Below are 26,338 nucleotides of genomic sequence, written 5' to 3' on the forward strand. Positions count from 1 at the left end.
CGTCCTCACTTCCCCGCCGGCGCCAGGACGTCGACGCCGGCGGCCTCCCGCGCCGACGCGCGCAGGTGCATCCGGGCGAAGTCCACGACCTGCCCGGCCATGGTCTCCAGCTGGCTCCGCACCCGCGGATCAGTGCACTCGCCGTCCGGTCCGAAGCCGGTCGTCTCGGTGTTGACCACGACTCCGAGCGGGGTGGGCCAGCCGCGCAGGGCGTGGGTCACGTCGCGGAGCGCGGCGAGCGTGGACACACCGCCCTGCCAGCCCTGGGCGACGGCGAGACTGCCGACGGCCCGCCCGCTGAAATACGGCCGGGCGTCCTCGCGCAGCTCCTCGACGTGGTCGAGGGCGTTCTTCACGAGCCCCGAGATGCTCCCGTGGTAGGCCGGGCTGGCGAGGACGAGACCGTCCGCGCCGGCTATCTCGTCCACCAGCCGGAGTGCCCGCGCCGAGCGGAGCTCGTCGCGCGGGTCGTAGAGCGGCATCACCAGCTCGGCGCCGCCGACCAACGACACCTGCGCGCCTTGTCGTTCGGCTTCGGCCAGGACGGCTCGAAGGGCCCGCTCGGCCGTCGAGTCCGGCCGGGGCGAACCCCCGATCCCGACCACCTTCACGGTCTGCTGCATAGGGATTCGCCCCGATTCCTCTCGCCGGTCGTACGGGCAGTGCGTGCGAACACCGCGGTCAGGCGGTGGCCTTCGCCGGGCTCGGCGCCACGGCCTCGCTCCGCGCGCTCTCGTGCAGGTCGCGGCTGCGGATGGTGAAGAAGGCGATGGCCGCGCCGACGGCCGCGACCACGGCGCACACGACCATGACGTCGGCGAGGGAGTCGACGAAGACGGAGCGGGCCGCCGCGGTCACCTGGTCGAGGACGGACGCGGGCACGGTGTCCTCCAGTCCCGAGGTGCCGCCGGTGGCGACCTGCTGTCCCACGGCCTCGGCCTCCGCGCCGAGCGTGGAGCCCGCGGCCCCGGAGGCGAAGTCGTCGACCACCTTGTGGTGGAAGAGCGCACCGAACGCGGCGACGCCGATCGCGACTCCGACCTGCTGGAAGGTCTCCCCCATGCCGGAGGCCATGCCGGCCTTCTCGGGCCGCACCACGCCGATGGTGACCGCGGCGCGCGGCGGGTTGAACAGGCCCATGCCGACGCCCGTGACGATCATGCTGGGCAGCATCGCCGTCCACGGGTCGTCCGGGCCGACGAGAACCATCAGGCCCATGCCGGCCGCGATGAAGCCGATGGACAGGCCGATCAGCACGCCGGGCGCCACCTTGGCGAGCAGTCCTCCGGTGACGCCGGCGACGACGAACAGGGTGAGCATCATCGGCATGAAGCGCAGACCGGTCTCCCAGGGCGAGTACCCCAGGACGTTCTGCACGTAGGAGATCTGCAGGAAGACGGCGGCGAGGCTGGTCGCGTTGGACAGCAGGGTGGCCACGCAGACGCCGGCGAAGGTGGGCGTGCGCATCAGGGAGAGGTCGAACATGGCCCGTTCGCCGCGCGCCTTCTCGACGACGACGAAGATCACCAGCAGGAGCACGCCGGCCGCGAACGCCCCGAGGATGGGCGCGCTGGTCCAGCCGGAGGACTCGCCCCGCAGGAAGCCGAGCACGAGCAGGGTGAGGCCGATGCCGAAGCTCAGCATGCCGAGCCAGTCGATGCCGTGCGCGGCCGGTTCCCGCGACTCCCGCAGCCGCAGGGCGCCCACGATCAGGGCCACGGCCCCGATGGGCACGTTGATCAGGAAGATCCAGCGCCAGGTGAAGGCGTCGGTCAGGAAGCCGCCCACCAGCGGCCCGAAGGCCAGGGCGAGGCCGGCGATGCCGCCGAAGAGGCCGAACGCCTTGCCCCGGTCGGCGCCCCGGTACTCGTTGCCGATCAGAGCGGGCCCGACGGAGAACAGGACCGCGGCACCGACGCCCTGGACACCGCGGGCCACGTTGAGCGCGAGGACGCTCTGCGCCAGGCCGGCGGCCAGCGAGGACAGCGTGAAGAGGACCAGGCCCGCGTTGAAGACCCGCTTGCGGCCCAGCCGGTCGGCGAGCGAACCGCCGGTGAGGAGGAAGGCCGCCAGGGTCAGGGTGTAGGAATCGATCACCCACTGCAGGTCGGAGAAGTCCGCCCCGAGCGAGGTCCGCAGGTCCTGCAGCGCGACGTTGACGACGGTCACGTCGAGCATCAGCATGAACATCGCGACCGAGGCCAGCGCCAGGGTCCATGACCGGGCGCGGTCGGCCGGCGGCCCGTTCTCCGCCTGGGTGCCGACGGCTGCTTCGGCTGACATCACGTTCTCCTCGTTGCTCCGCGGCACCTCGGCGCCGCTGTTGTCGGTCTCTTGGGAACTCACCGCGGTCACACGGGCCCGCCCGTGCGGCTCGCCGCGGGCCCGGAACGCCACGTCCGTGCCGCCGGGTCGTACGAGCCCAGCTCCGCTCCCCGTATGCCGGTCACCTGGACGAGGGCGCGGCCGTCCGGTCCGGCCAGGGCACAGCGCTCCTCGCCGGACGCGGGGTCGAACCAGTGGCGGAGCACCAGTCCGTCCGGCCACCCGGCGGCCAGGTCCGCGTCGTTGGCCGGGGTGTACAGGTCCACGGAGGCCAGCCCCGTGGGCACCATCACCGGCACCTCTCCCGGCTGCCTGCCGTCGAGTACGGAGGTCCGCAGCAGGCAGTCGAGTGCGACGCTCGGCAGCAGGAAGCGGGAGTACACGCCACCGCCCGGCGGGAGGGTGAGACGCAGGTCGGCGGAGCCGCCGTCGGCGGTCAGCCGGGGACGGCGCAGCGCTCCGAACACCCCACTCAACTCGACCGGCGTGCCGCTGAGTTCGTACGTGTTGGGCGCGTCGTGGCCGCCGGCCGGGGCGGGCGGGCACCAGGGGCCGTCGGGGAGCGCCCGGGCCAGGTGCACCACCATGCGCGAGTGCTCGCGCTCGGGCACGGGGGCGGCCGCGGGTGACGTGATCCGTACGGCGACCCGGTCGCCGTCGCGTACGGCCGAGACGCACAGGGTCCGCGGCCAGCGGTGCCGGGCGGCCCGGATGAACTGGGACAGGACGACGTCGGTGATCCGCGCCGGGACCATGCCCGGGGCCAGCTCGGCCGCGGCTTCGGCCGCCATTTCGAGGATGAACGTGCCGGGCACGGTCGGCCGGCCGTCCACCAGGTGCTCCAGGAGGTACGGGTGCTCGTCGAGGTCCACCTCGAACGTCCACGTCGCCGACGTGCCGTCGCGCTGCGGGAAACCGGTGAGGAAGGCGCGCCGGGTCGCGGCCGGTGCCGGCGTGCGCGGCCTTTCCGGTGCCCTCCCGGCCTCCGCCTCGCAGGCGGCGCGGAACCCGGGGGCCCTGCGCTGCAAGGTCGTCCAGTCCGCGTCGCCGATCCACGTGGTGGCCAGTCCGTGGCTGCCGCGGCCGCGGAGCTCCGTGCGGAAGAACTCCCGGCCCTGGACGTCGGTCAGCTGCCCGATCTCGCCCTGGCGGGCCAGGAAGGCACCGCTCGGGGTGTCCGCCGAGGCCATGCCCGATTCGACCCACAGTCCGGAGGCGAGGGCGACCTCGTCCGCGCCCTCGGCCGCCCGGGCGTGCGCGGCGGCGAGCAGCAGGTACTCGTTGGCCGCGCCGTAGTCGGGCTCGCCGCGCAGTCCGGTGAACGCGGAGACGGAGCTGACGCTGCACCACAGCGCGGGGCGCCGGTCCCCGAGCGCGGCACGCAGGTGCGCGTATCCGCGGACCTTCACGTCCCGCACCGCCCGGAAGTCGGCGAGCTTCTTGCGGGTGATGCCCGCGGAGCGGCCCAGACCGGCGCCGTGCACCAGCACGTCCACCCGGCCCTCCTCGGCCAGGATCCCGTGGATCACCGTGCGCACGGCGGTGTCGTCGAGGACGTCGCACTGCCGGTAGTGGACCCGTCCGGCACCGCAGGAGCGTTCCAGCTCCTGGAGCGTGCCCGCGCGTTCGAGCTGCTGGACGGCCCGGTCGTAGCGGCGGCTCAGCGCCGCGGGGGTCTCGCCGGGGTACCGCGTCATCAGCTCGCGCAGGGCGTCGGTCCGCGGCAGGCGGGCGAGGGCCGTCGCGGACGGGTCGGGCGCGGGGCCCGTGCCGAGCAGCCAGACGCTGCGCGGTGCGCGGTCGGCCACGAGCTCGTGCACGAGGTGGGCGGTGAGTCCGCGGGCCCCGCCGGTGGCCACGATCACCGGGTCGTCCGGCAGTCCGAGTGGCGTGTCGTCCCGCGGCGCCTCGACCGGCAGCAGCATCAGCTCGTGCCGTACGCCGCCCGTGTCGTAGGCGACGGGGATGTGGCGGTGGGCGGCCGATTCCTCGGTCAGCCGTGCCAGCCCGGTCCGCGCGTCCTCGCCGTCGACGACCAGGGCGAACACCAGGCAGCCGGACAGCTCCTGGGCCAGGCTGCGCACCAGGCCGCCGAACAGGCCCACGGCCGGGACGGGAGTCGTGCCGTCCACGGCGTCCAGCGCGAGCACCGCGAGGCAGCCGGCGTCGTCGAGTGCCGCGGCGCAGTGCTTGGCCGCCAGGAACGCCAGGTCGTGAAGGTCCAGGACCCGCTGCGGCACGTCCCAGGCGGACGTGGTGGCGCGCGGTCCGGAGACGACGACGCGGACCTGGCCGAACGACCGGCCGTCCGTGGTCAGCAGCCGCTCCAGCTCCTCCGGCTCGTCGAGGTGGACCACCGGGAACGGCAGGGTGGCGTCGCGCGGTGCGGTCCGGGGAGCGACGACCAGGCAGTCCGCCGGCACGCCGGCGTCCTTCAGGGCGCCCGGCTCGTCGGTCAGCACCAGGCTTCCGGCGGGCAGCGCGGCGACGCGGGGGCGGACGTCGCGGACCGGGACGGGACGCAGCACGAGCGCGTGCCGGGCGAGGTGGCCGCTCAGGGAGCCGGCCTTCCCCGCGGTGTCCGCCCGGTCGGCCCGGTCCGCCGCCGCGGAGTCGGCCGGCGGTGGGGTCGTCACCACGATGGCGGGCGTGTGGTCGTCCTCGAGCGGCCGGATGACCGTCCGGCCGCCCGGGGAGTGCAGGGCGCGCAGCAGGGCCACGGCGCCTTCGGCGCCCCGGTGGTTGCGTTCCCGCGGGTGCTCGTCCCCCCGGGCCTGGACGGGCGTGTCGCCCGTCGCGAGGCCCACCCGGCCCAGGACGGTCATGCCGTGTTCCCGGGCGACGCTCAGCCGGGTCAGGACGAAGCCGATGGCGGCTTCGGCGTTCTCCCTGCTTCCGTGGGTGGGGACGTGGTCCGTGGTGGCGTTGACGCCGATGACGACGGCCAGGTCCATCTCGCCGTCCCGCAGGTAGCGGATGGCGGTGGCCAGGGCGGAGCTGGTGGAGTCCCGGCCGGCGTCGAGCGTCATGTTCGGCCCGTGCAGGTCGAGGCGTTGCACCACCCGGGCGGCGATGACGTTGGGCATGAGCCCGGGATAGGCGTCCTCGTTGACGGGCCGGGACAGGGCGCGCACCGCGTCGTCCAGGGTCCGGGGCGGCACGCCCGTGGGTCCGGTCAGCCGGCGCAGCAGGTCCTCGCGGTAGCAGCGCAGGTCGGAGGCGAGCGCGGCCCTCGTCGGTCCGCTGTGGCCGACCAGTACGCCGGTGCGCGCGGCCAGTGCCTCGTCCTTCACCCAGTCCCCGGCGAGGAGGTCGGCGCACCGCAGGGCCATCAGCTGGCTGCGGTCCATGGCCGCGATCGCCGAGGGCGCGAGCCGGACTTCCACGGGCGAGGGCAGGGGGTAGGTCTCGCCGAAGGACGGGGGCCAGTCGGCCGCCCCTCCGGAGAGCCAGCGGCCGACGCGCTCCTCGTCCGGGTCACCGGGCAGGTGCGTGCCCGCGGCCACCACGACCACCGGGTCCTCCTCCGCGCTCGCCGGCCGGCCGGCGGGGCTCGTCTCGCGGGCCGGGGGCCGGTCCGTGAGGACGAGGTGGCCGTTGGTGCCGCCGAACCCCATGGCCGACACCCCGACGGTGCGGGGGCGTCCGCTCGTGGCGACCCAGGGCACGTCGTCGACCGGCACGTGGACGGCCGTCGACACTCCCTCGGGAAGCTCGCCGAACTGCCGCTGCGCGGGGATCACCTCGTGCCGCATGGCGAGGAGCGCGTGGATCGCCGACACCGCTCCCGCCGCCCAGCCGGTGTGCCCGACCAGTGACTTGTTGGAGGTCATGGTCCACGTCTTGTCCGGACCCGCGCTCCGGGTCAGCGCGCTCATCTCCGTACGGTCACCGGTCGGCGTGCCGGTGGCGTGCGCGACGATCCAGTCCACGTCGTCGGAGGTGATGTCGGCGGAGCGCCAGGCCCGGTCGAGGGCGATCGTCTGGCCCGAGGCGTTGGGGGCGTAGATCGCCTTGCCCCGCCCGTCGGACGATCCGCCGAACCCGGCCACGAAGCCGAGGACGGGGTCGCCGTCGGCGATCGCCCTGGCGTGGGTCTTGAGGGCGAGGACCGCGGCTCCGTCGCTGAACAGCACGCCGTCGGCCTCCCGGTCCAGGGAGCGCACCCGGCCGGACCGGGAGAGACCGCGGAGCTTGGAGAACAGCACCAGGTTCTGGGCGCTGAGCGCGAAGGCCCCGCCGCACAGGGCCACGTCCGTCTCGCCCGCGCGCAGTGCGCGGACACCCAGGTCGACGGTGTAGAGGGAGGACGAGCAGGCGGTGTCCACCACGACGATCTCGGTGGAGTCGGGGAGACCGGCGGCGGCCATGCGGGCGATGCGGTACGGCAGGACGTCCTCCGGGGATCCGGAGGCCAGCGGGAACAGCGCGTCGATCTCGTCCGGTGCCTTCGCGCCCGCGTCGGCCAGGATCTTCCGTACCCCGGCCGAGACCAGGCTGTGCTCCAGGTGGTGGCTGCCGTCGGGGGTGAGGCCGACCGCGAACAACTGGCGGTCACCGGGCCGGACGGTGACCTTCTCGGTGGCGCCGAGCAGCGAGTGGCGCAGCCACAGCGCCGTGTACTCCTCGCTGTCGAAGGCCCCGGCCTCCAGTTCGTCCCGCAGGCGCGGGTGGGGTTCGAATCCGGTCATGAAGCCGGACACGCGCGAGTAGGTCTTGTCCTCGGCGGTGTCGTCGGCCGACCAGACGGCGTCGATGTCCAGTCGGTCGCCGGGCTCGCCGAAGACCGGCTCGCCGCTGTTCAGGAGCTCCCAGAACTGCTCGGGTGAGCTCGCCCCCGGAAGGGCGAGTCCCATGCCCACGACGACGACCGCGTCGTCGGCGGGTGCCGTCCCGGTCGGCGTCCCGCCCACGAGCAGTGTCCTGCCGTCGACGGACGACGCGTCGTCGGACACCAGGAACCCGACGAGCTGCCCGACGCCGTCCGCCGCCGACGGCTCCCTGTCGTCCCGTGACACCACGGCGTTGACGCGGACGCCGTCCGGCGTCCGGGCGCCGGGATCGCGCACGAGGCCGGCCACCGCTTCCTGCGCCGGCGGGTCCGTGACCACGTGCACGATCGCGGCGTGCCCCTGCCGCGTCATGAGTGCGACGGCCGCGGCCGTCGCCTCGCGGGCGCCGAGCAGGCCCTCCTCACCGGCCACGGTGTTCACGAGCGCGTCGATCCCGGCGGGTGGGACGTCGGCCCGGTCGAGCGCGGCCCGGATCCGGGGCGCTTCGTAGGCGTCGCAGGTCACGACGCGGGCGCCGAGCCGGGTGAGCCGCCGCGTGATGGACGTGCCGAGTGGCCCGCCGGCACCGGTGACCAGGACGGTGCGGCCGGAGAGGTCGAGGGACATGCTGGCTCCCGTTCTTTCTGGATCAGCGCGCGGACGGCTGGACGGCGGTGATGAGGTCGGCCAGGTCGGCGAGGGTGGGCTGGGCGACGAAGCGGCCGTCGACCGCCGACTCCCCCAAGCCGAAGTGCGCCGACACCTTCCCCAGCATCTCCGCGCGCTTCAGCGAATCGATCCCCAGATCGGCCTCCAGATCGGCGTCACCGGTGATCACCTCCACCGGATACCCGAGCACCGACGCGTACAGCTCACGCAACTCGTCCAGCACACTCACACCGGACGCGACAGACGCGGCCACCGGGACCGGAGCCGGAGTCGCCTCGGCCACCGGGGCCGCGCCCCGGACCTGGGCTATCAGCGCCGCCAGGTCGGCGAGGGTGGGCTGGGCGACGAAGCGGCCGTCGACCGCCGACTCCCCCAGACCGAAGTGCGCCGACACCTTCCCCAACATCTCCGCGCGCTTCAGCGAATCGATCCCCAGATCGGCCTCCAGATCGGCGTCACCGGTGATCACCTCCACCGGATACCCGAGCACCGACGCGTACAGCTCACGCAACTCGTCCAGCACACTCACACCGGACGCGACAGACGCAGCCACCGGGGCCGGGGCCGGAGCCGGAGTCGGAGTCGCCTCGGCCACCGGAGCCGGGGCGGCATCGGCGCCTCGCGCCTGAGCGGTGCGGGTGGTGTCGACCTCGGGCACGCTGCGCCGGACGAGTCCGGACAGTCCCGCCCGGCCGCACTCCACGAAGCGCTGCGCGCCGTCGGCGTGGAGCTCGCGCACCGCCGCCATGAACCCGACCGGGGTGGTGAGCTGTCGGACGAGCAGCGCCTTGAGGTCGGTGTCGTCCTTGAGGTACCCGCCGGCCACCGGCGAGTACACGGTGGCCCGCAGCGGGTGCTGCCGGATTCCGGTGATCGCTTCACCGAAGGCCTCGGCGGCGACCGCGAGCCCCGGGCTGTGGAAGGGGAACGGGGCGTTCAGCCGGGTGGCCTGCACGCCCATCGCCGCGGCGAGCCGCGCCACGACTCCGACCGCCTCGTCGGGCCCCGCCACGACCGTCTGGCGCGGCGCGTTGGACACGGCGACGGCCAGTCGCCGGTCGGCGACGGCGCCCACCAGGTGTGCCGCCCGGGCGGCCGGCAGTTCCAGGGCCACCATGCCGCCGTCCGACGGGCAGTGCGCCAGGAGGGCTTCCGAGCGGTGGCACACCAGGCGCGCCCCGTCGGCCGGGCTGAAGGCGCCGGCCACCGTCAGGGCCGCGATCTCGCCCATGCTGTGCCCGGCCACGACGTCCGGCGTGTCCTGTCGCAGCGCGATGCGGAAGCTGCCGACGGCCGCGGTGAACACGGCGAGTTGCAGGGCGAAGGAGTCCGAGCGCACCAGGTCCGCCGCGGACGGCGCGTCGGTCCGGGTCAGCAGGTGCGAGACGCCGCCGCGTCCGAACTCGGCCGCGATCCGGTCGGCCGTGTCGAGGACCTCGCGGACCTCGGGCGAGTCGTCACCGGCGAACAGTCCAGGTGTGTAACCCCCCTGGCCGGGCAGGAGGAAGACCGTTTCCACCACCATCATGCGTCCTTTGCGTCCTTCGTGAAGTGGGTGACTTTGCGGGGCGACACCGGAGGTCACCAGGTGACGGGCAGTCCGCGGACGCCGTAGAGCACCATGTCGTGCCGGAACGGCAGGTCCTCCAGCCGGCTGCCGAGCTTGAGCGTGGGCAGCCGGTCGAAGAGGCCGGCGAACACGGTGCTCAGCTCGACGCGGGCGAGCGTCAGCCCGATGCACTTGTGGAAGCCGTGCCCGAACGCGACGTGCGCCTGCGGGTCCTTGCGGTGGATGTCGAAGGTGTCGGGCGCCTCGAAGACCGCCGCGTCGCGGTTGGCGGCGTTGATCATCACGAGGACGCCGTCCCCGGCCTTGATCTCCTGGCCTCCGACGGTGAGGTCCTCCGTGGCGGCGCGGGGCAGTCCCGCGTGGTTGATGGAGAGGTAGCGGAGCAGTTCCTCGATGGCCTGCGGGTACAGCGACGGGTCGGCCTTGAGGTCGTCGAGCTGGTCGGGGTGCTCGAGGAGGGTGGCCGTGCCCAGGCCGATCATCTGGGCCATGGTGTCGTAGCCGGAGAGCATCAGCAGGGCGGCCAGGCCGACGAACTCGTCGTGGCTGATCCTGCCCGCCTCCTCCTGCGCCACCAGTCGGCCGAGCATGTCGTCGGTCGGCTGCCGCTTGCGGGCGGTGACCACCTCGTCGAAGTACGCCATGAGTTCGCGTGCGGCGCCTTCGGCCTGTTCGGGCGTGCTGCTGCGGTCGAGGATGGTGTCCGTGAGGGTCACGAAGATCCGGTGGTCCTCGTAGGGGACGTCCAGGAGTTCGCACATCACGGTGGCGGCCATCGGGAGGGCCAGCTGCTTGACGAGGTCGGCGGTGTTCCCCTCCCGCGTCATCTCGTCGAGCAGGGTGTCGAGGATCGCCTTCATCCTCGGCCGCTTCGCCTCCATCTGGCTGATGAGGAACTCGCGGGTCACCAGGCGGCGCAGCCGGCCGTGGTCCGGTTCGTCCTGGTTGAGGAAGAAGCCGGGCGGGAGCGGGGTGTCGCCGGAGATGTAGGAGGGGTAGCCCGGGGTCTTCGGGTCCGAGCTGAACCGGGTGTCGGTGAGCACGGCGCGGGCGTCGGCGTGGCGGGTCACCACCCAGACGGCCTCGCCCCGCGGCGTGAGCACCCGGAAGACCGGCTGCTCGGCGCTGAGTTCGCGGTACCGGGGCGGCGGGTCGAGCGGGTGGCGGCGCGGCATCGGGAAGGCGGGTGCGGCGGGAGCGGTCATCACGCGGTCCTCCGGGTCTGGGTGCGGGCGGTGCCGGCGGCAGGAGCGGGCAGGAAGCCCGACGAGACGAAGTAGTCGAGGTAGAGGTCGAACAGCCGGCGGTCGACCGGTCGGCACTCGATGCCCGAGCCGTGGAGTGCGGCGCGCAGGTTGTCGGTGCGGAAGTCGGGCCTGCTGCCCAGGTAGCCGACTTCCTCGGCCGGCTGGTCGGCGCCGAACAGCGGAAGGTAGACGGCGAGTTCGTTCTCGTCGCCGCGCTCCACGGCGGCGGCGAGCTCGCGGTACCAGCTCCGGTAGTCGAGGCGGCGCAGCGGGTAGCCGTACGCCACGATCAGCTCGAAGATCTCGTTCATGCCGACGGAGCCGGCGCTGGGAACGTTGAACACGGCTTCCTCGCGGCCGCCGGAGAGCGCGGTGTGCACCACGGTGGCCGCGCAGAAGTCCACGGGCACGAGGTCGAGGAGCAGGTCGTAGTCCAGGTAGGCACCCAGCTGGATGCAGCCCTTGATCAGGTGGTTGATGAAGGTGTCGGGCGAGCAGGCGCCGCTGGTCTGCGAGCCCGTGATGGCGCCGAGGCGGTAGACGTGCGTCGGCACGCCGCGGTCCCGGGCCTGGAGCATCAGGCTGTCGGCGACCCACTTCGACTGCCGGTAGCCGCCCACGACGTGGTCGGCCTCGGTGAGCCGGGTCTCCGCCCAGCTGCGCTGCCCTTCGTGTCCCGGGTACACGCCGATCGTGGAGACGAAGTGGACGGCCTTGACGCGCTTGCGGCAGGCGAGCCGCAGCACCTCCAGGGCGCCGAAGACGTTGACCGGCTTGATCTTGGCGTACGGAACGATCCAGCTGGAGATCGCCGCGTTGTGGATGATCAGCTCCACGTCGGCGGCCAGCCGGTGGTACAGCGCCTTCGTCAGCCCGAGGTAGGGGCGCCCGGTGTCGCCGGGGACGCCGACGATGCGTTCCTCGTCCCCGTCGCGCAGCAGCCCGTACTCGGCCAGGTTCCCGCGTACCCGCTCGTGTGCCTGGTCCGGCCCTTCGGCTCGTACCAGGACGTGCACGGTCGCGGACGAGCGGTCGAGCAGTTCACGGAGCAGGAAGGCCCCGGTGTAGCCCGTGCCGCCGGTGAGCAGGACGGTGCGGTACGGGCCCGTCGAGGCCGGCAGGGCGCCTTCCTCGGGTACGACGTCGGCCGGCAGGACGGCGTCGGCGGTCATCGCCTCGCTCGCGACGCCCCGGGGGTTGCCGGCCCCGGTCACGGCCGGGTCCGCCTGGGAGCTGACCATCCGCGCCAGCTGGGCGACGGTGGGGTCCTCGAACATCCGGCGGAGGTCGAGGCGCACGTCGTAGACCTCGCGCACCTGGGCGGTCATCTGCAGCACCGTCAGGGAGTCGCCGCCCAGGTCGAAGAAGCTGGTCTCCACCCCGACCTTCGGCAGGCCGAGCAGGTCCTGCCAGATCCGGGCGAGCTGCGTCTCCACCGGTGTGCGGGGAGCGACGAAGGCGGCTTCGGGGGTCTCCTCGGCGGTCAGCGGAGGAAGGCTCTTTCGGTCCACCTTGCCGTTGGGCAGCTTCGGCAGGTCCGGCAGCACGACGAAGTGCGCCGGGACCATGGCGTCCGGGAGGTGCGTCCTGGCGTAGGCGCGCAGGGAGGAGCGCAGTCCGGCCGCCCAGGCCGAGGTGAGCGGGTCGTTGGCGAGTCGTCGGGTCGTGCTCATGCCTTGTCCTCAGCGTCGTCGTGGGCAGGGACCGGACTTCCGAACTCCACGTCGAACGTGTCCAGTCGGCCGTCCTGCGGCACCAGGACCCGGACCGGTCGTCCGTGCTCGGCGGCCAGGTCGTACAGCTGCTCCGGATGGATCCCGGCCTCGTCGTCGAGGTCCCAGAGCAGCCGCTCCAGGTCCCAGGCGGTGGCCGCGCCGTCGGTCTCCTCCAGCGCGCGCACCGCGGCCGTGGTCCGCAGCAGCCTCCGGTTGGGGACGCCGGTCACGACCAGGCCCCCGGGGCTGCCGGTCAGCCGCTGCCGCAGTCCGTCGAGGCCGTCGTCGAGGGTGTTCCAGGAGACCCGGGGCTCGACCGTGCCGGGCGTCGCACGGTCGCCGACCAGCAGGGTGACGTCGTAGCGGAAGAGCGAGAGCTCGTTGTCCGCCAGACCGCGCTTCAGCTCGAAGCGGACCTCGCCGATGCCGTCGAGATCGGCCGCCAGCTGCTGGAAGAAGGCCGGGGACAGGCACAGTTCCCGTTCCTCCTGGAGCCGGCGGGAGACCGCGGACCGGATCTCCTCGACCGTCTGGAGCGGTCCGGCCCGGTGCAGGGTGACGGCGGTCTGGAACTCGGGCAGCATCTCGACCGAGCGGACGTCGCCGACGAAGACGGCGCCTCCCGGCCGTACGGCGCGCACGGCGTCGGTGAGCACGGTGCGCAGGTAGTCGGTGCCGGGGAAGTACTGCGCGACCGAGTTGATCACCACGGTGTCCAGGCTTCCCGGCTCCAGACGGGCCAGGTACTCGGGGCCGGACCGCTCCAGGTGGACGTGCTCGGGGAGCGGGCGTCCCAAGGAGGCGGCCGCGGCGGTGAGCGCGGCGGGCGAGACGTCCACGCCGTGGTACTCCCCGACCTGGTCGGCCAGGTTGCGGAGCACGAGGCCGACGCCGACGCCGATGTCGGCGACCGTGGTGGGGCGCAGCGCGCGGATGCGTTCGACGGTGTGTCCCAGCCATTCCCGCATCTCGGGGACGGGGATGGGATCGCCGGTGTAGCTGCTGAGCCAGCCGGCGAACTCGCTGCCGTCCACCGGGGCACCGTCCGGCGCCTCGCCGTCGACGGCGGTGTACGCGCTCTCCCAGACCTCGCCCCAGCGGCGGACGTGCGCGTCCTGCACGGAGGCGTCGGACAGGGAGTCGGCGGGAGACACGTAGGCGACGAGCTCCGTGCCGTGGGCTCCTTCGACCGCCGTGACGGCGACCGCGTCGAGCTGCGCGTGGCGCGAGAGGACGCTCTCCACCTCGTCGGGCTCGACCCGGTGGCCGAGGATCTTCACCTGCCGGTCGATGCGGCCGAGGAACTCCAGGCTGCCGTCGGCGCGCCGGCGCACCCGGTCACCGGTCCGGTAGTAGCGGCCGTCGCCGTCCGGGCCGGTGACGAACCGCTCGGCGGTCAGCTCCGGTCGCCCGATGTAGCCTGCCGCGACGCCGTCGCCGCCGATCCACAGCTCGCCGGAGACGCCGACGGGGAGCGGCCGGCCGCGCTCGTCGACCACGAGCACCTCGGTGTTGGCGATCGGCCGGCCGATGGGAATGGTGTCGGCGCCGGCGTCCCGCCGCGGGTCCAGTTCGTGCACCGTCGACCAGATGGTCGTCTCGGTGGGGCCGTACATGTTGCAGATCCGCACCTCGGGCAGGGCTTCGAGCAGGCGCTGCGCGAGACCCGAGGGGAACGCCTCGCCGCCGATCAGCAGGGCGCGCAGTCCTCGCAGGGATTCCAGGGCGGCGGGTTCCGCGGCGACCGCGGTGAACAGCGAGGGCGTGCCCTGTACGAGGGTGACCCGGTGCCGCTCGCAGAGCGCGGCGAAGGAGTGGGCGCCCTCGGCGACCTCGGTGGCGTGGGCGTCGCGCAGGCGGTCGACCCAGGTGAGGCTCTCGAGGACGGCCTGCGCCTCGACACCGAAGTCGACCAGACACGCGATCTCGTCGACACCGGCGGCGGCGAGCGCCCGGACGAGATCGGCGCAGCTGTCCGGGGATCCGAACAGGCCGGAGGTCTCGAAGTACCGGTTGATCGCCATGTCGATCACGGCGTCGATCTGCTCCTCGGCGCCCATCTCCGGCAGGTCCTGCCCGGTGGAGGCGAAGAGCGTGCGCCACAGCTCGGTGGAGCTGCGGAGGTAGTCGCGGAAGGGTTCCCGTGCCTGCTGCCTGGCCTGCTCCGTGTCGTCCGACATGAAGGTGTGCACCATGACGGTGACCTGGCCGGGACCGGTGTGCCCGGCGGCTTCCCGGGCCTGCCGGTAGGCCTTGATCTTCTCCGCCAGGTCGTCGGGGTTCTGGCCGAAGAGGTGGGTGAGGAGGTTCGCCCCGGAGGCGCCGGCCTTCTCGAAGGTCTGCACGGTGCCGACCGAGGTGAGCCAGATCGGCGGTTCGTCCTGGACGGGCGCGGGGAAGATCCGTACGTCGACGGTCTCGCCGCTGCCGCCGACGCGCCGCACCGGCTCGCCGCGCCACAGCTTGCGGAACTCCTCCAGCTGTTCGGTCATCCGCTCCTTGCGCACGGGGAAGTTCTCCGGCCGCAGCACGAAGTCGTTGGAGTTCCAGCCGGCGGCGAACGCCAGGCCGACCCGGCCGTCGGAGAGGTTGTCGACGAGCGACCACTCCTCGGCGATGCGCACCGCGTCGTGCAGCGGGGAGACCACGCTGCCGCAGCGCAGCGCGATGCGGTCGGTGATGGTGGCCAGCGCGGCCGACATCACCGAGGGGTTGGGGTAGAGGCCGCCGAACTCGTGGAAGTGCCGCTCGGGCGTCCACACGGCCTCGAACCCGTGGGTGTCGGCGTAGCGGGCCGCGTCGAGGACCAGCTGGTAGCCCTCACGGTGGGACGCGCCCGCGGAGGCGGCGAAGAAGAAGAGGCTGAACCCGAGGGCCCGCTCCCGCGCCTCCGACCGCGGTACGAGGTTGCCGATGACGCGCTCTCCCGCCACGACCACCTTGGCGCCGTGCGTGAGCGGCCACAGCAGTTCGAGGACCGAGATGTCGAAGGAGACGCTGGTGACGGCGAGCACGACGTCGTCGCCGTCGCAGCCGACCTTCTCGTCCATGCCGGCGAAGAAGTTGACGGCGTTGCGGTGCCGGAGGGCGGTGCCCTTCGGCTTGCCGGTCGAGCCCGAGGTGTAGATCACGTACGCCGTGTCCTCACCGGACACCTCGACGCCGGGCCGTGTGGCCGGTGACCGCTCGATGGCCCGCGCGTCGCCCACGACGTCGACCACGCGCGGGGCGGTGATCCCGTCGGGCGTACCCGGCCCCTTGACCAGGCAGCCGATGCCGGCGTCGGCGGCGATGTCGGCCAGCCGTCCGGCCGGGAACGACGGGTCCATCGGCACGTACGCGGCACCGCTCTTGAGCACCGCGAGGAGGGCGACGACGAGGTCGGTCCCGCGCCGCAGGCTCACGCCGACCAGGTCTCCCCGTCCGACGCCCTGGCCGCGCAGGTGGTGCGCCAGCCGGTTCGCCCGGGAGTCCAGCTCCGCGTAGTCCACCTCGTCGAAGCGGTGGGCGACCGCGATCGCGTCCGGGTTCGCCCGCACCTGACGCTCGAACCGTCCGTGCACCGTGTCCTCGGTGTCGTACGCGACGGCGGTGTCGTTCCACGCGGCCAGCTGGGCGTGTTCGGCGGGGGCCATGAGGTCGACCGACGCGAGCCGCTCCTCCGGCTGCCGGGCGACGGCCGCGAGGGCCCGCTCGTAGTAGCCGGCGAGCCGCGAGCAGAACTCCTCGGGCAGGACCGCGAGGTCGCAGTCGAGCCAGAGCTGCAGCCGGCCCAGCTCGGGGTCGATCAGGAAGTTGACGGCCAGCGGGTAGTTGGTCTCGGCGACGCCCACCGTGACGGCCATGAGGCCGTCCGCCGACCGGTGCCGGTCCCGGTGGAAGTCCATGAAGTTGACGTAGCTGTCCAGCCGGAGGCCCTCGCCGACGTCGTGCTGCATCTGCGCGAAGGGGTAGCGGCGGTGGGCCGCGGACCGGCGCTCGTGCTCGAAGACCCGTCGCGCGGTGTCCAGGAGGCCGGCGGAGGACAGGTCCACGCGCAGCGGGAGCGTGTTCAGGAAGACGCCGATCGTCTCGTCGCCGCCCGCCTCCTCCAGCCGGGCGTTGGCGACGACGCCGGTGAGCACCTCGTCGTCACCGCCGACCAGGCGCAGCACGGCGAGGTGCGCCGTGGTCAGCAGCGCCTTGAGCGGCAGTCCTTCGCGCCCGGCGAGGGCGCGCAGGGCCGCGGCGACCTCGTCGTCCACCGGCACGTCGTACCGGTGGTTCGCGGCGGGCCGGGTGCCCTCGGGGCCTTCCTGCCCGGTGGCGCCGCGGGGCACCAGCCGGGTGGGCTCGGCGCCGCGGAGCAGCCCGGTCCAGTAGTCGCGGGTCTCCTCGTCGGCGAGGGCCTCGCGCTCCGCGGCCACGAAGTCGCGGTAGACCGAGCGGACCGGCGGCAGGGACAGTTCCTCGCCGGCGAGGCGCGCCCGGTAGTGATCGGCCACCTCTTCGAGCATGCGCATGTCGCTCCACCCGTCGAGGACGACGTGGTGCTCGATCACCGACAGCTCGAACGCCTCGGGGCCGCAGGGGTGCGCCACGAACTTCAGCAGCGGCGCGACCTCCGGGTCGAAGCGGGTGAACTTGGCCTCCTCGACCCAGTCCGTCACGGCGCGCAGCCGGGCCGCGTCGTCCAGGCCGGCGAGGTCCAGGCCGGTCTCCAGGGGGATCTCGACGTGGCTGTGCACGAGCTGCAGGGGCTCGGAGAAGCGGGCCAGGTCGAAGGAGCAGCGCAGGGACGGGTGCCGGGCGGCGGTGTCGTCGATCGCGGCCCGGAGGGCGGCGGGGTCGAGAGGGGCCGCGACCCGTGCGCTGGTCACCACGCGGTACACCGAGGAGTCCTCGGCATAGGCCGCGTGGTAGAGCATGCCCGCCTGCATGGCGCTGAGCGGGTAGGCGTCGTCGAGCCCGTCCGGCAGCAGCTGCCGGTCCTCCTCGGAGAGCAGACCGAACGGGCGGCGGTCGGCGGAGTCCTCCCGCTGTTCCGACGGTCTGACGGCACGCGCGAGTTCGCGGATCGACGGCCCGGCGAACAGGTCGGCCACGTCGAAGGTGAGGCCGCCGCGCTCGACCTCCGCGCGGACGCGGATGGCGTGCATGGAGTCGCCGCCCAGGACGAAGAACGAGTCGTCCACGCCGATCTCGTCGGTGTCCAGGACGGTGCGCCACGCCTGGTGGAGCAGCCTCTCCTCGGCGGTCTCCGGCGGCGTCAGGGTGCGCGCCGGCCGTGCCTCCGGCATCGGCAGCGCCTTGCGGTCCAGCTTCCCGTTGGACAGCAGGGGCAGGGCGTCGAGGGTGACGAAGTGCGCCGGGGTCATGTAGGCGGGCAGGCGCTCCCGCAGCCAGTCCCTCAGCTCCGCCGCTTCGGGGGCGTCGCCCTCGGGCACGACGTGGGCGACGAGCTGGCGCTGTCCGTCGCTGCCGAGCGGTGCCGTCACCACGGCCTGCCCGACGCCCGGGTGGCCGAGCAGCGCGGACTCGATCTCGCCGGGCTCGATGCGGAACCCGTGCACCTTGACCTGGTGGTCGAGTCGGCCGCGGTAGAGGACGACGCCGTCCTCGCGGAGCACGGCCAGGTCTCCGGTCCGGTACAGCCTGCCCGGGCCGAAGGGGTTGTCGACGAAGCTCGCGGCGGTGAGTTCGGGGCGGTTGAGGTAGCCCGTGGCGACCTGGACGCCGCCGATGTGCAGCTCGCCGGCGATGCCGTGCGGAAGCGGACGCCCTTCCCGGTCGAGCACGTACAGGCTGGTGTTGGCGACCGCCCGGCCGATCGGCACCGGCCTGTGGGCGTCCTCCGGGGTGCACCGCCAGTGGGTGACGTCGATGGACGCCTCGGTCGGTCCGTACAGGTTGTGCAGTCCGGGACCGTCACCGTAGAGCTCGAAGTACCGGCCCACGGTCTCGGAGCGGAGGGCCTCGCCGCTGCAGAACACCCGGCGCAGGGCCGGCAGGTCCCGGCTCGTGGGCTCCGCCAGGAACAGGTCGAGCATCGACGGGACGAAGTGCACCGTGGTGACCCGGTGCCTGCGGACGACGTCGGCGAGCGCGCGTGGGTCCCGGTGTGCGCCGGGGGCCGCCAGATGGAGCACGGCGCCGTTGAGCAGCGGCCAGAAGAACTCCCACACCGAGACGTCGAAGGTGAAGGGCGTCTTCTGCAGGACGCGGTCGTCCGCTCCGAGGCCGTACTCCTGCTGCATCCACAGGAGCCGGTTGACGACGCCGCGGTGCGGGACGGCGACGCCCTTGGGGCGGCCGGTCGAGCCCGAGGTGTAGATGACGTACGCGGTGTCCTCGGGCGTGGCGGTGCCCTGCAGCGGGCCGGACCCGGGCAGGGTGGGCAGCAGCTCGTCCACGGCGAGGACCCGCGCACCGGTGCCGGCGAGGCGCCCGGCGAGGTCCGACCGGGTCAGGACGACCCGCGCCCCGGAGTCCTCGATCTGGAACTCCACGCGCGCGGCGGGGAGTTCGGGATCCAGCGGCAGGTACGCGGCCCCGGACATCATGACCGCGAGCAGCGCCACGACCAGGTCGAGCGAGCGCTCGTCGTACACGCCCACCACGTGGCCGGCGGCCACGCCGTCGGCGCGGAGACGGGCGGCGAGGGCGCGGGCCCTGGCGACGAGCTCGCGGTAGGTGAGCGAGCCGTGCTCCGTCTCGGCGGCGACGGTGTCGGGCGTCCGCGCGGCCTGCTCCTCGACGAGTTCGTGGAGGGGCCGGGTGAGGTCGAACTCCCGCGCGTGGGCGTCGGCTTCGGCCTCCACCAGGGCGCGCTCGGAGGCGGTCAGCAGCTCGATCCCGCCCAGGGGCAGCTGCTCGTCCGCCTGGACGAGCGTGCCCAGGAAGGCGGCGAACCGGTCGCGGTGGGCGGACACGGTCGCGGCGTCGTGCAGCTCCGGGTTGGGGTCGAAGGACACCAGGAGGTCCGCGCCGTCGGCACCGCCGAAGAACTCGACCGAGAGGTCGCGTACGGGTCCCGAGGACACCTGGCGAACCGTGCCGTCGAGCCCGCCGAAGCGCAGCCGCCCGTCGAACGACACGACGTTGACGACGACGCCCGGGGGTTCCTCGGCCGCCCCGGTCCGCCGGAGCTCCCGCTGCAGCGCCTCGCCACGGAAGCGCTGGTGCGCGAGCACCTCGCCCGCCCGGGCGGCGACGTGCTGCACGAGGTCACGGAAGCGCATGTCGGAGCGCACGGAGAGGCGCAGCGGCAGCACGTTGGCGAGCATGCCCGGCGTGGTCAGGGCGGTGCGCGTGGTCCGGGCCCGTACGGGCAGACCGATGGCGATCTCGTCCTGCCGGGTGATCCGGTGCAGGTACGCCGCCGTCGCCGCGAGGACGACGACCGCCCACGGGGTGCCGTACCTGGCGGCCATCTCGTCGATCCGTTCGACCCGCACGGGGGGCTGGAACCGCTCGGCGGGCCGGGAGGTTCCGGCGCCGCGGTCGCTCAGGCTGATGCGGTCGGGCCACTCGGCGGCGTTTCCCAGCCAGTAGGCACGGTCGCTCTCATGGGCCGGCGACTCGCGGTACTCGGCTTCCTCGTCGAGCAGTTCGCGCAGTGTGGCCGCGCTCTTCTCGCGGACCGGCGTCCCCTGCTCGAGCGCGGTGTAGATCTGCGCGAGCCTGCGCCAGTAGAGAACCTGACCGTAACCGTCCAGCACGATGTGGTGGTAACGGAGGTGGAAGAGGAAGTGGTCCGGTGCCAGCCGGAGCAGGGTGTGGGTGAACAGCGGGTCTTCGGCGAGGTCGACCGGCGTGGCCAGGTCCGACCGGACCCACTCCTCGGCGGCGCCGAACGGATCGGCCTCCGTGCCGAAGTCCTTCACGTGCAGCGGGGCATCGACTTCGGCCGTCAGCTGCCAGGGGGTGCCCTTTTCATCAGCAACGAACTTCACGCGTAACGCATCGGTCTCACCGACCGCTCGCCTCACCGCCTCGGCGAGGTGGGCCTCATCCAGCCGCCCTCGGATCTCGACGTATCCACCGCAGTTGTGGAGGGCGCCGCCGGCATCCATCTGGTGGGCGATCCACACGTCGTGTTGCGCGGCGGACACAGGTAAGCGCCCGGTAAAACTCTTCACGAGTCACTCCGTCTTTCGGTTCCAAGAAGGCGCACGCCTCCGACCGCCCCGGCCGCACAACGGCAGGGGGCAGCACAGGAGTTGCTGCGCACTTAGTGCTTGCAGCCAGTGGAGACAGTGGCGGCGCGGCCGCCGTCGGCGAGCCGCGAGGGCTCGCAACAGCCGCTACGTACGACGTCGACTGGAGGACGCCGAACCAGGCCAGCTACGCGTGAACATAGAAATCCCCCGTACATGCCACATGGTGGCACTCCCCGTTGACCCGGCGCCCAAGACGCCGGGCTGTGCGTCACGCCCGGAATCGCGCCCTCTCGAGCGGTCCCGCCGCATGACTGGTCCCCAGCCAGCCACAGCACACAGGTCGTGTCAACCCGTTGCAGTCGCGAAGCAGGGTCGATCATCAGCCGCGTTCATCCGACACCCGGGCGGACTTGGCCATTCCATGGCCGGATAGCAACCACCAGAGGGAAACCCTGGAATCTTCGCTCACGGCACGCGCACGTGGCGGCACGAAGGGTGACATTAAAGCTTGCGTCAAGCGGCGCTTTAGGTCCCCTTCGGTACGCGGTTAGTAATGACATCCATTTTCATATAGAGTCCGCCGCGACCCGTTCCTCGTCACCACCCGGAGGTCCCCATGGCCGTTCCCAAGCGGAAGACGTCCCGCAGCAACACCCGGCATCGCCGCGCCCAGTGGAAGGCCACCACCGCCCAGCTGGTGCCGATCACCGTCGACGGCTCCGTGTACCTCGTGCCGCAGCGCCTGGTGAAGGCGTACGGGCGCGGCCTCATCCGCCCCGAGGGCTGAGCCCGCATGGCACCGAACGACCGGCTGCCCGTGACCGTGCTGTCCGGGTTCCTCGGCGCGGGGAAGACCACCCTGCTCAACCATGTGCTCGGCAGTCGCGAGGGCCTGCGGGTCGCCGTGATCGTCAACGACATGAGCGAGGTCAACATCGACGCCGCGCTCGTCCGCGGGGGCGAGGCGGCACTGTCCCGCACGGAGGAGCGCCTGGTCGAGATGACCAACGGGTGCATCTGCTGCACCCTGCGCGACGACCTCCTGGAGGAGGTCGACCGGCTGGCCCGCGAGGGCCGCTTCGACCACCTACTGATCGAGTCCAGCGGCATCTCGGAACCCATGCCGGTGGCCGCCACCTTCTCCTTCCCGCGCGACGACGGCGCCACCCTCGGCGACCTGGCGCGCCTGGACACGATGGTGACCGTGGTCGACGCCGCGAACTTCCTGTCCGAGCTCGACGGCGGCGACGAGCTCGTCGCGCGCGGGCTCGACCAGTACGAGGACGACGAGCGCACCGTCAGCGATCTCCTCATGGACCAGGTCGAGTTCGCGGACGTCCTCGTCCTCAACAAGCTCGATCTGGTGGACCCGGACGCCGCCCGCCGGCTGCGGGCCACGCTGTCCCGGCTCAACCCGGAGGCCCGCGTCGTCCCGGCCGTCCGCGGGCAGGTCGCCCTCGAACAGGTCCTGGGAACGGGCCTTTTCGACGTCGAGCGGGCGCAGCAGGCCCCCGGCTGGGTGAAGGAACTGAACGGCGACCACGTACCGGAGACCGAGGAGTACGGCATCTCCTCCCTGGTCTTCCGTGCCGAGCGCCCCTTCCACCCGCAGCGGTTGTGGACCTTCGTCACCCGGGACCTCGACAGCGGCGCCTACGGGCGGATCCTGCGGTCGAAGGGTTTCTTCTGGCTCGCCAGCCGGCCCCGGGTCACCGGCCTGTGGTCACAGGCCGGCGCCGTGGCCCGCTTCGAGCCGTCCGGCGCCCGTGGCCCGGAGACCACGCAGGGCCAGGAGCTCGTCTTCATCGGCACCGGCCTGCGCGCCGGGGCCCTGCGCGCGTCCCTGGAGTCCTGTCTGCTGGCACCCGGCGAACAGGTTCCGGCCGAGGACGAGTTCCCCCCGTGGGAGACGTACGGCATCGACGACACGTGCGAGCACGAACACGCGGCCTGACGCGGGCCGGTACGCTCCGGGCCGGACGGTGGTCGCAGCCACGGCACCGTCCGGCCCGGTCATGCCCCGAGGCAGTCACCCGCCGACAGACGTCGGGTTCCCCGGCTCGACTGCCGTCGCATTCCACCGTCACGCGACCGATGCGCGGTGCCGGACCCCTGGGGCGGTGCCGACGGCACCATTGGCCCAGTGGCTCGACGGCCACCTACCGGGTCGTCACGGCCGAGGCGGAGCTGGGGGCCTCAACTGGGACGGCCTCCTCAGCGAACTCCTCGACGGGCCAGAGCGGCGTCCGGTCAGCGGCGGGGCGGCCGCACGCAAGGAGAGCCGGCCGCGGCGGTCGGGTCCCCCTGGCCGTGGTCACGGGACACCCGCGGGTAGCCGCACAGGTCGCGGCTCACCAGGTCGCCGGAGGCGTTGCGGAGGGTGGCCGGAAGGGTGCGGGGGGCCTTGCCCTGCTCCACCCAGGCCACCAGGGCCCCCAGGTCGTCGACAGCCGCTCCGCTCCCGTCGTTGAGGCCGCAGTGGGTCGCGCCCGGGACGAGGAAGAGACGGTAGAAGTCGTCGACCTTCTTGGTGCCGCCCATCTTCCGCTCGACCTCCTCGCGGTACTTCACGGTGCCCTGGGACGGGATGAACTCGTCGGCCTGGCCGTGCCAGGTCAGCAGCTTGCCGCCGGAGTCGCGGAAGTCGGACAGGTCGGGGTCGTCGGTGCCGATGACGCCGTCGTACTCGGCCTGGGACTGCCGGAACAACTGCGTGAACCGACCGTAGGTGATGGTGGAGACGTCGAACGACGGCTCCTTCTCGAGCCAGCTGGCCACCCAGGCGGCGGGCACCGGGAACGGCGCGCCCTTGACGTTGCCGTCGGCGTCGGGCGGGGTGGTGCCCGCCAGGCCCGACAGTTCGGCTCCGACGGGAACGCCCGGCCACAGCTTCCTGCCCGACGGGGTGCGCGGGCCGTCCCAGATCTTGCGCACCACGGTCGCGTCCGCAGCCGTGATGGTCAGCTCCCGGCCCGCGCAGAGCACCTTGGTGCCGATCAGGCCGCGCGGGTCGAAGCCGCACCGCTCGGGGGCGTCGACCAGGCCGTCGACGGCGCCGTCGAGCGGGTCGCAGGCCCGGACCGCGGCCTTCGTGAAGGCGCCCAGCTCGCACGGGGTCAGGTGGTTCTCCTCCTGGTCCATCACCACCTGCGGCCACAGCGTGGCGACCTCGAACTCGTCCCAGTGGACGGCGGGCGCGTTGGCCAGGATGCCGTCGTAGTCGTCGGGGTGGCGCTGGGCCTCCATGTAGCCCTGGCGTCCGCCCGTGGAGCAGCCGTTGAAGTACGCGTAGGAGGCGAGCCTGCCGTAGAAGCCGGCGATGACCTCCTTGGCGACGACCGCCGCCTCGTGCTCGGAGCGGCTCGCGAAGTTCTCCAGCAGCACCTCGTTCACCCGGCCGTCGCCGGTCAGGGCCCAGCCGGTGTCGATGTAGGTGCCGACGCCCGCGTCGGTGGTCGCGGCGGCATAGCCGTTCCTGACCGCCTTCGCCAGACCCTTGCCGTAGTCGCCGGCGGCGTACGCGCTGCCGCCGATGGTCTGCAGGCGGCCGTTCCAGCCCTGCAGGGGCAGCCACGTACGCACCTTGGCGTGGTCGCCCGCCCCCGGGTGGGTCAGCGTGACCGTCACGTCGCAGTACGCCGGTACGTCGTCGACCTGGTCCGCGGGCAGCGGCCAGACCTCGGGCACGTCCACGGTGCCGGCCTCGTGCCGTACCGCCGTCACCTTCTCCACCCTGGTCCCGGCCGGGGCCTCGACGGACCGCGGGGTACAGGCGGGCGGGGCGGACACGGCGGCGGGGCCGCGCTGCGGCTGCGCGGCCGCGTTCGGCAGGCACACCGCCGCCGTGAGCAGCGGTACGCCGGTCGCGAGAGCGGCCAGAAGTCGTCGTCCCATGGTGTTCCTCCGTCACATGCCATGGTCGTCACCGGTTTAACCGGTGACGACCATGGCATGGTCGCGATCGGGCTGTCAACGCCCGCAGCGGCGGGCACGGCGAGCCGTGGGAGCGGAAAATTCCGGCAGGACCGAGGGACGGCCTGTTAGCCTGTCGACGACATTGACCGTGTATCGAGGAGTCGCAGACGTGGTGGGTGACGACGACATCTCCGGGTGAGATCCGGATCTGACGGCCGCCGGGCGTGCTGAAGAAGCGCCGCCGGAGTGGCCCGTTCGTCGTACCCCTTTCCCGCACGTCTGCCCGGGGCACAGCTGTCTCCGCCCCCAGTCCTCCCGAGGTCACTTCCATGTCCGACGCCACCGTCGTCTGCTCGAACCTGTCCTTCGCCTGGCCCGACGACACCCCGGTCTTCCGCGACCTGTCCTTCACCCTGACCACCGGAAGCACCGGCCTGGTCGCCCCCAACGGCTCCGGCAAGACCACGCTGCTCAGGCTGCTCGCCGGCAAACTGCGCCCCGCCGCAGGCTCGGTGTCCGTGGGCGGCACGCTCGGCTACCTGCCGCAGGACCTCCCCCTGACCGGTGACGTCACCGTCGCCGAGGTGCTCGGCGTCGCCGCCGTGATCCGCGCCCTGGACGCCGTCGAGTCCGGCGACGTGAGCGAGGAGCACTTCGCCACCATCGGCGACGACTGGGACGTCGAGGAGCGCACCCGCGCCCAGCTCGACCGTCTGGGCCTGGCCGGCCTCGCCCTCGACCGCCGCCTGAGCACGCTCAGCGGCGGCCAGGTGGTCCGGCTCGGCCTCGCCGCCCAGCTGCTGAAGCGCCCCGACATCCTGCTGCTCGACGAACCGACCAACAACCTCGACGGGGATGCCCGGCGCAAGCTGTACGACGCCCTCGGGGACTTCAAGGGCCTTCTGCTGCTGGTCGCCCACGACCGCGCCCTGCTCGACCGCATGGACGGCATCGCCGAGCTCGGCAGCTCCCGACTGCGCTTCCACGGCGGCAACTTCACCTCCTACGAGGAGGCCGTGCGCGCCGAGCAGGAGGTCGCCGAGAAGAACGTCCGCAACGCCGAACAGGAGCTGAAGCGGGAGAAGCGGGAGCTGCAGCAGGCCCGCGAACGCGCCGACCGCCGGGCGGGCAACGCCGCCCGCAACCTCAAGAGCGCCGGACTGCCGCGCATCTTCGCCGGGAACATGAAGCGCGGCGCGCAGGAGTCCGCGGGCCGGGCCGGCCAGATGCACGCCTCCCGGGTCGGCGAGGCCAAGGCCCGCCTGGACGAGGCGGGGCGCGCGCTGCGCGAGGAGCAGCACATCACCCTGGAACTGCCCGACACCCAGGTGCCCGCGGGCCGTGACCTGTTCCTCGGCGAGGGGATGCAGATCCGGCACGACGGCCGGTACGTCTTCGCGGAGGGCGGCATCGACCTCTCCGTACGCGGACCCGAGCGCATCGCCCTGACCGGCCCCAACGGTGCGGGCAAAACCACCCTCATGCGCCTGATCACCGGCGAACTCGCCCCGGACGGCGGCCGGATCAGGCGCGGCGACGGCCGCATCGCCTATCTCTCGCAGCGGCTGGACCTGCTGGACCCGGACCGTACCGTGGCGGAGAACTTCGCCGCGTTCGCGCCGGAGCGGCCCGAGGCGGAGCGGATGAACCTGCTCGCGCGCTTCCTGTTCCGCGGTCCCCGGGCCCACCTGCCCGTCGGCGTGCTCTCCGGCGGCGAACGGCTGCGCGCCACGCTGGCCTGCGTCCTGTGCGCCGAACCGGCCCCGCAGCTGCTGCTGCTCGACGAGCCGACCAACAACCTCGACCTGGTCAGCGTGGGTCAGCTGGAGAGCGCGCTCGACTCCTACCGGGGCGCGTTCCTGGTGGTCAGCCACGACGAGCGGTTCCTCGCCGAGATCGGGGTGGACCGCTGGCTGCGACTGGCCGACGGAACGCTCGGGACGACGGGAGCCCCGGCGGTGTGAGGCGCCGGGGCGCCGCAGTG

Annotated in this window: 11 protein-coding genes; 3 read left to right on the forward strand and 8 right to left on the reverse strand. The window is 72.8% G+C overall.

Annotated elements, in window-relative coordinates:
• Window positions 1-5: 5 nt before the first annotated feature.
• The 7 genes from ACFY8W_RS24600 to ACFY8W_RS24630 form a co-directional block, all read right to left on the reverse strand.
• Window positions 6-623, reverse strand: coding sequence for an NAD(P)H-dependent oxidoreductase (locus ACFY8W_RS24600; RefSeq protein WP_391108981.1), 618 nt, complete (start codon window positions 621-623; stop codon window positions 6-8).
• A gap of 58 nt (window positions 624-681) precedes the next feature.
• The gene (locus ACFY8W_RS24605) at window positions 682-2,283 is read right to left on the reverse strand and encodes a DHA2 family efflux MFS transporter permease subunit (protein WP_391108984.1); all 1,602 of its coding nucleotides are present in this window, start codon (window positions 2,281-2,283) and stop codon (window positions 682-684) included.
• A gap of 68 nt (window positions 2,284-2,351) precedes the next feature.
• Entirely contained in the window at window positions 2,352-7,724 is a 5,373-nt protein-coding gene (locus tag ACFY8W_RS24610) for an SDR family NAD(P)-dependent oxidoreductase (RefSeq protein WP_391108986.1), read from the reverse strand.
• A 22-nt stretch (window positions 7,725-7,746) separates the two neighbouring features.
• Complete coding sequence (locus tag ACFY8W_RS24615; RefSeq protein WP_391108989.1) at window positions 7,747-9,294, reverse strand: acyltransferase domain-containing protein; 1,548 nt, start codon at window positions 9,292-9,294, stop codon at window positions 7,747-7,749.
• A gap of 53 nt (window positions 9,295-9,347) precedes the next feature.
• Window positions 9,348-10,541 (reverse strand): cytochrome P450, encoded by a 1,194-nt coding sequence (locus ACFY8W_RS24620; protein WP_391108992.1) that lies wholly within the window; start codon window positions 10,539-10,541, stop codon window positions 9,348-9,350.
• Complete coding sequence (locus ACFY8W_RS24625) at window positions 10,541-12,256, reverse strand: thioester reductase domain-containing protein (RefSeq protein ID WP_391108995.1); 1,716 nt, start codon at window positions 12,254-12,256, stop codon at window positions 10,541-10,543. Before ACFY8W_RS24625 ends, ACFY8W_RS24620 begins: the two co-directional genes overlap by 1 nt.
• On the reverse strand, window positions 12,253-20,391 hold the full coding sequence (locus tag ACFY8W_RS24630; protein WP_391108998.1) for an amino acid adenylation domain-containing protein: 8,139 nt from the start codon (window positions 20,389-20,391) through the stop codon (window positions 12,253-12,255). The genes ACFY8W_RS24625 and ACFY8W_RS24630 overlap by 4 nt, the downstream gene beginning before the upstream one ends.
• Before the next feature lie 664 nt (window positions 20,392-21,055).
• Here ACFY8W_RS24630 and rpmF point away from each other — a divergent pair.
• On the forward strand, window positions 21,056-21,226 hold the full coding sequence (gene rpmF, locus ACFY8W_RS24635; protein WP_391109001.1) for a 50S ribosomal protein L32: 171 nt from the start codon (window positions 21,056-21,058) through the stop codon (window positions 21,224-21,226).
• 6 nt (window positions 21,227-21,232) lie between these two features.
• A complete protein-coding gene (locus ACFY8W_RS24640) occupies window positions 21,233-22,393 on the forward strand; it encodes a GTP-binding protein (RefSeq protein WP_391109004.1) in 1,161 nt (386 codons plus the stop codon).
• Between the two features lie 296 nt (window positions 22,394-22,689).
• Here the strand turns inward: ACFY8W_RS24640 and ACFY8W_RS24645 are convergent, their stop codons facing one another.
• Window positions 22,690-24,333 (reverse strand): DUF6351 family protein, encoded by a 1,644-nt coding sequence (locus ACFY8W_RS24645; RefSeq protein ID WP_391109007.1) that lies wholly within the window; start codon window positions 24,331-24,333, stop codon window positions 22,690-22,692.
• Window positions 24,334-24,683: 350 nt separating this feature from the next.
• On the opposite strand from ACFY8W_RS24645, the gene ACFY8W_RS24650 reads away from it, so the two are divergent.
• On the forward strand, window positions 24,684-26,318 hold the full coding sequence (locus tag ACFY8W_RS24650) for an ATP-binding cassette domain-containing protein (RefSeq protein WP_391109010.1): 1,635 nt from the start codon (window positions 24,684-24,686) through the stop codon (window positions 26,316-26,318).
• Window positions 26,319-26,338: the final 20 nt, after the last annotated feature.

Source organism: Streptomyces sp. NPDC012637 (assembly GCF_042954805.1).
Lineage (GTDB): Bacteria > Actinomycetota > Actinomycetes > Streptomycetales > Streptomycetaceae > Streptomyces.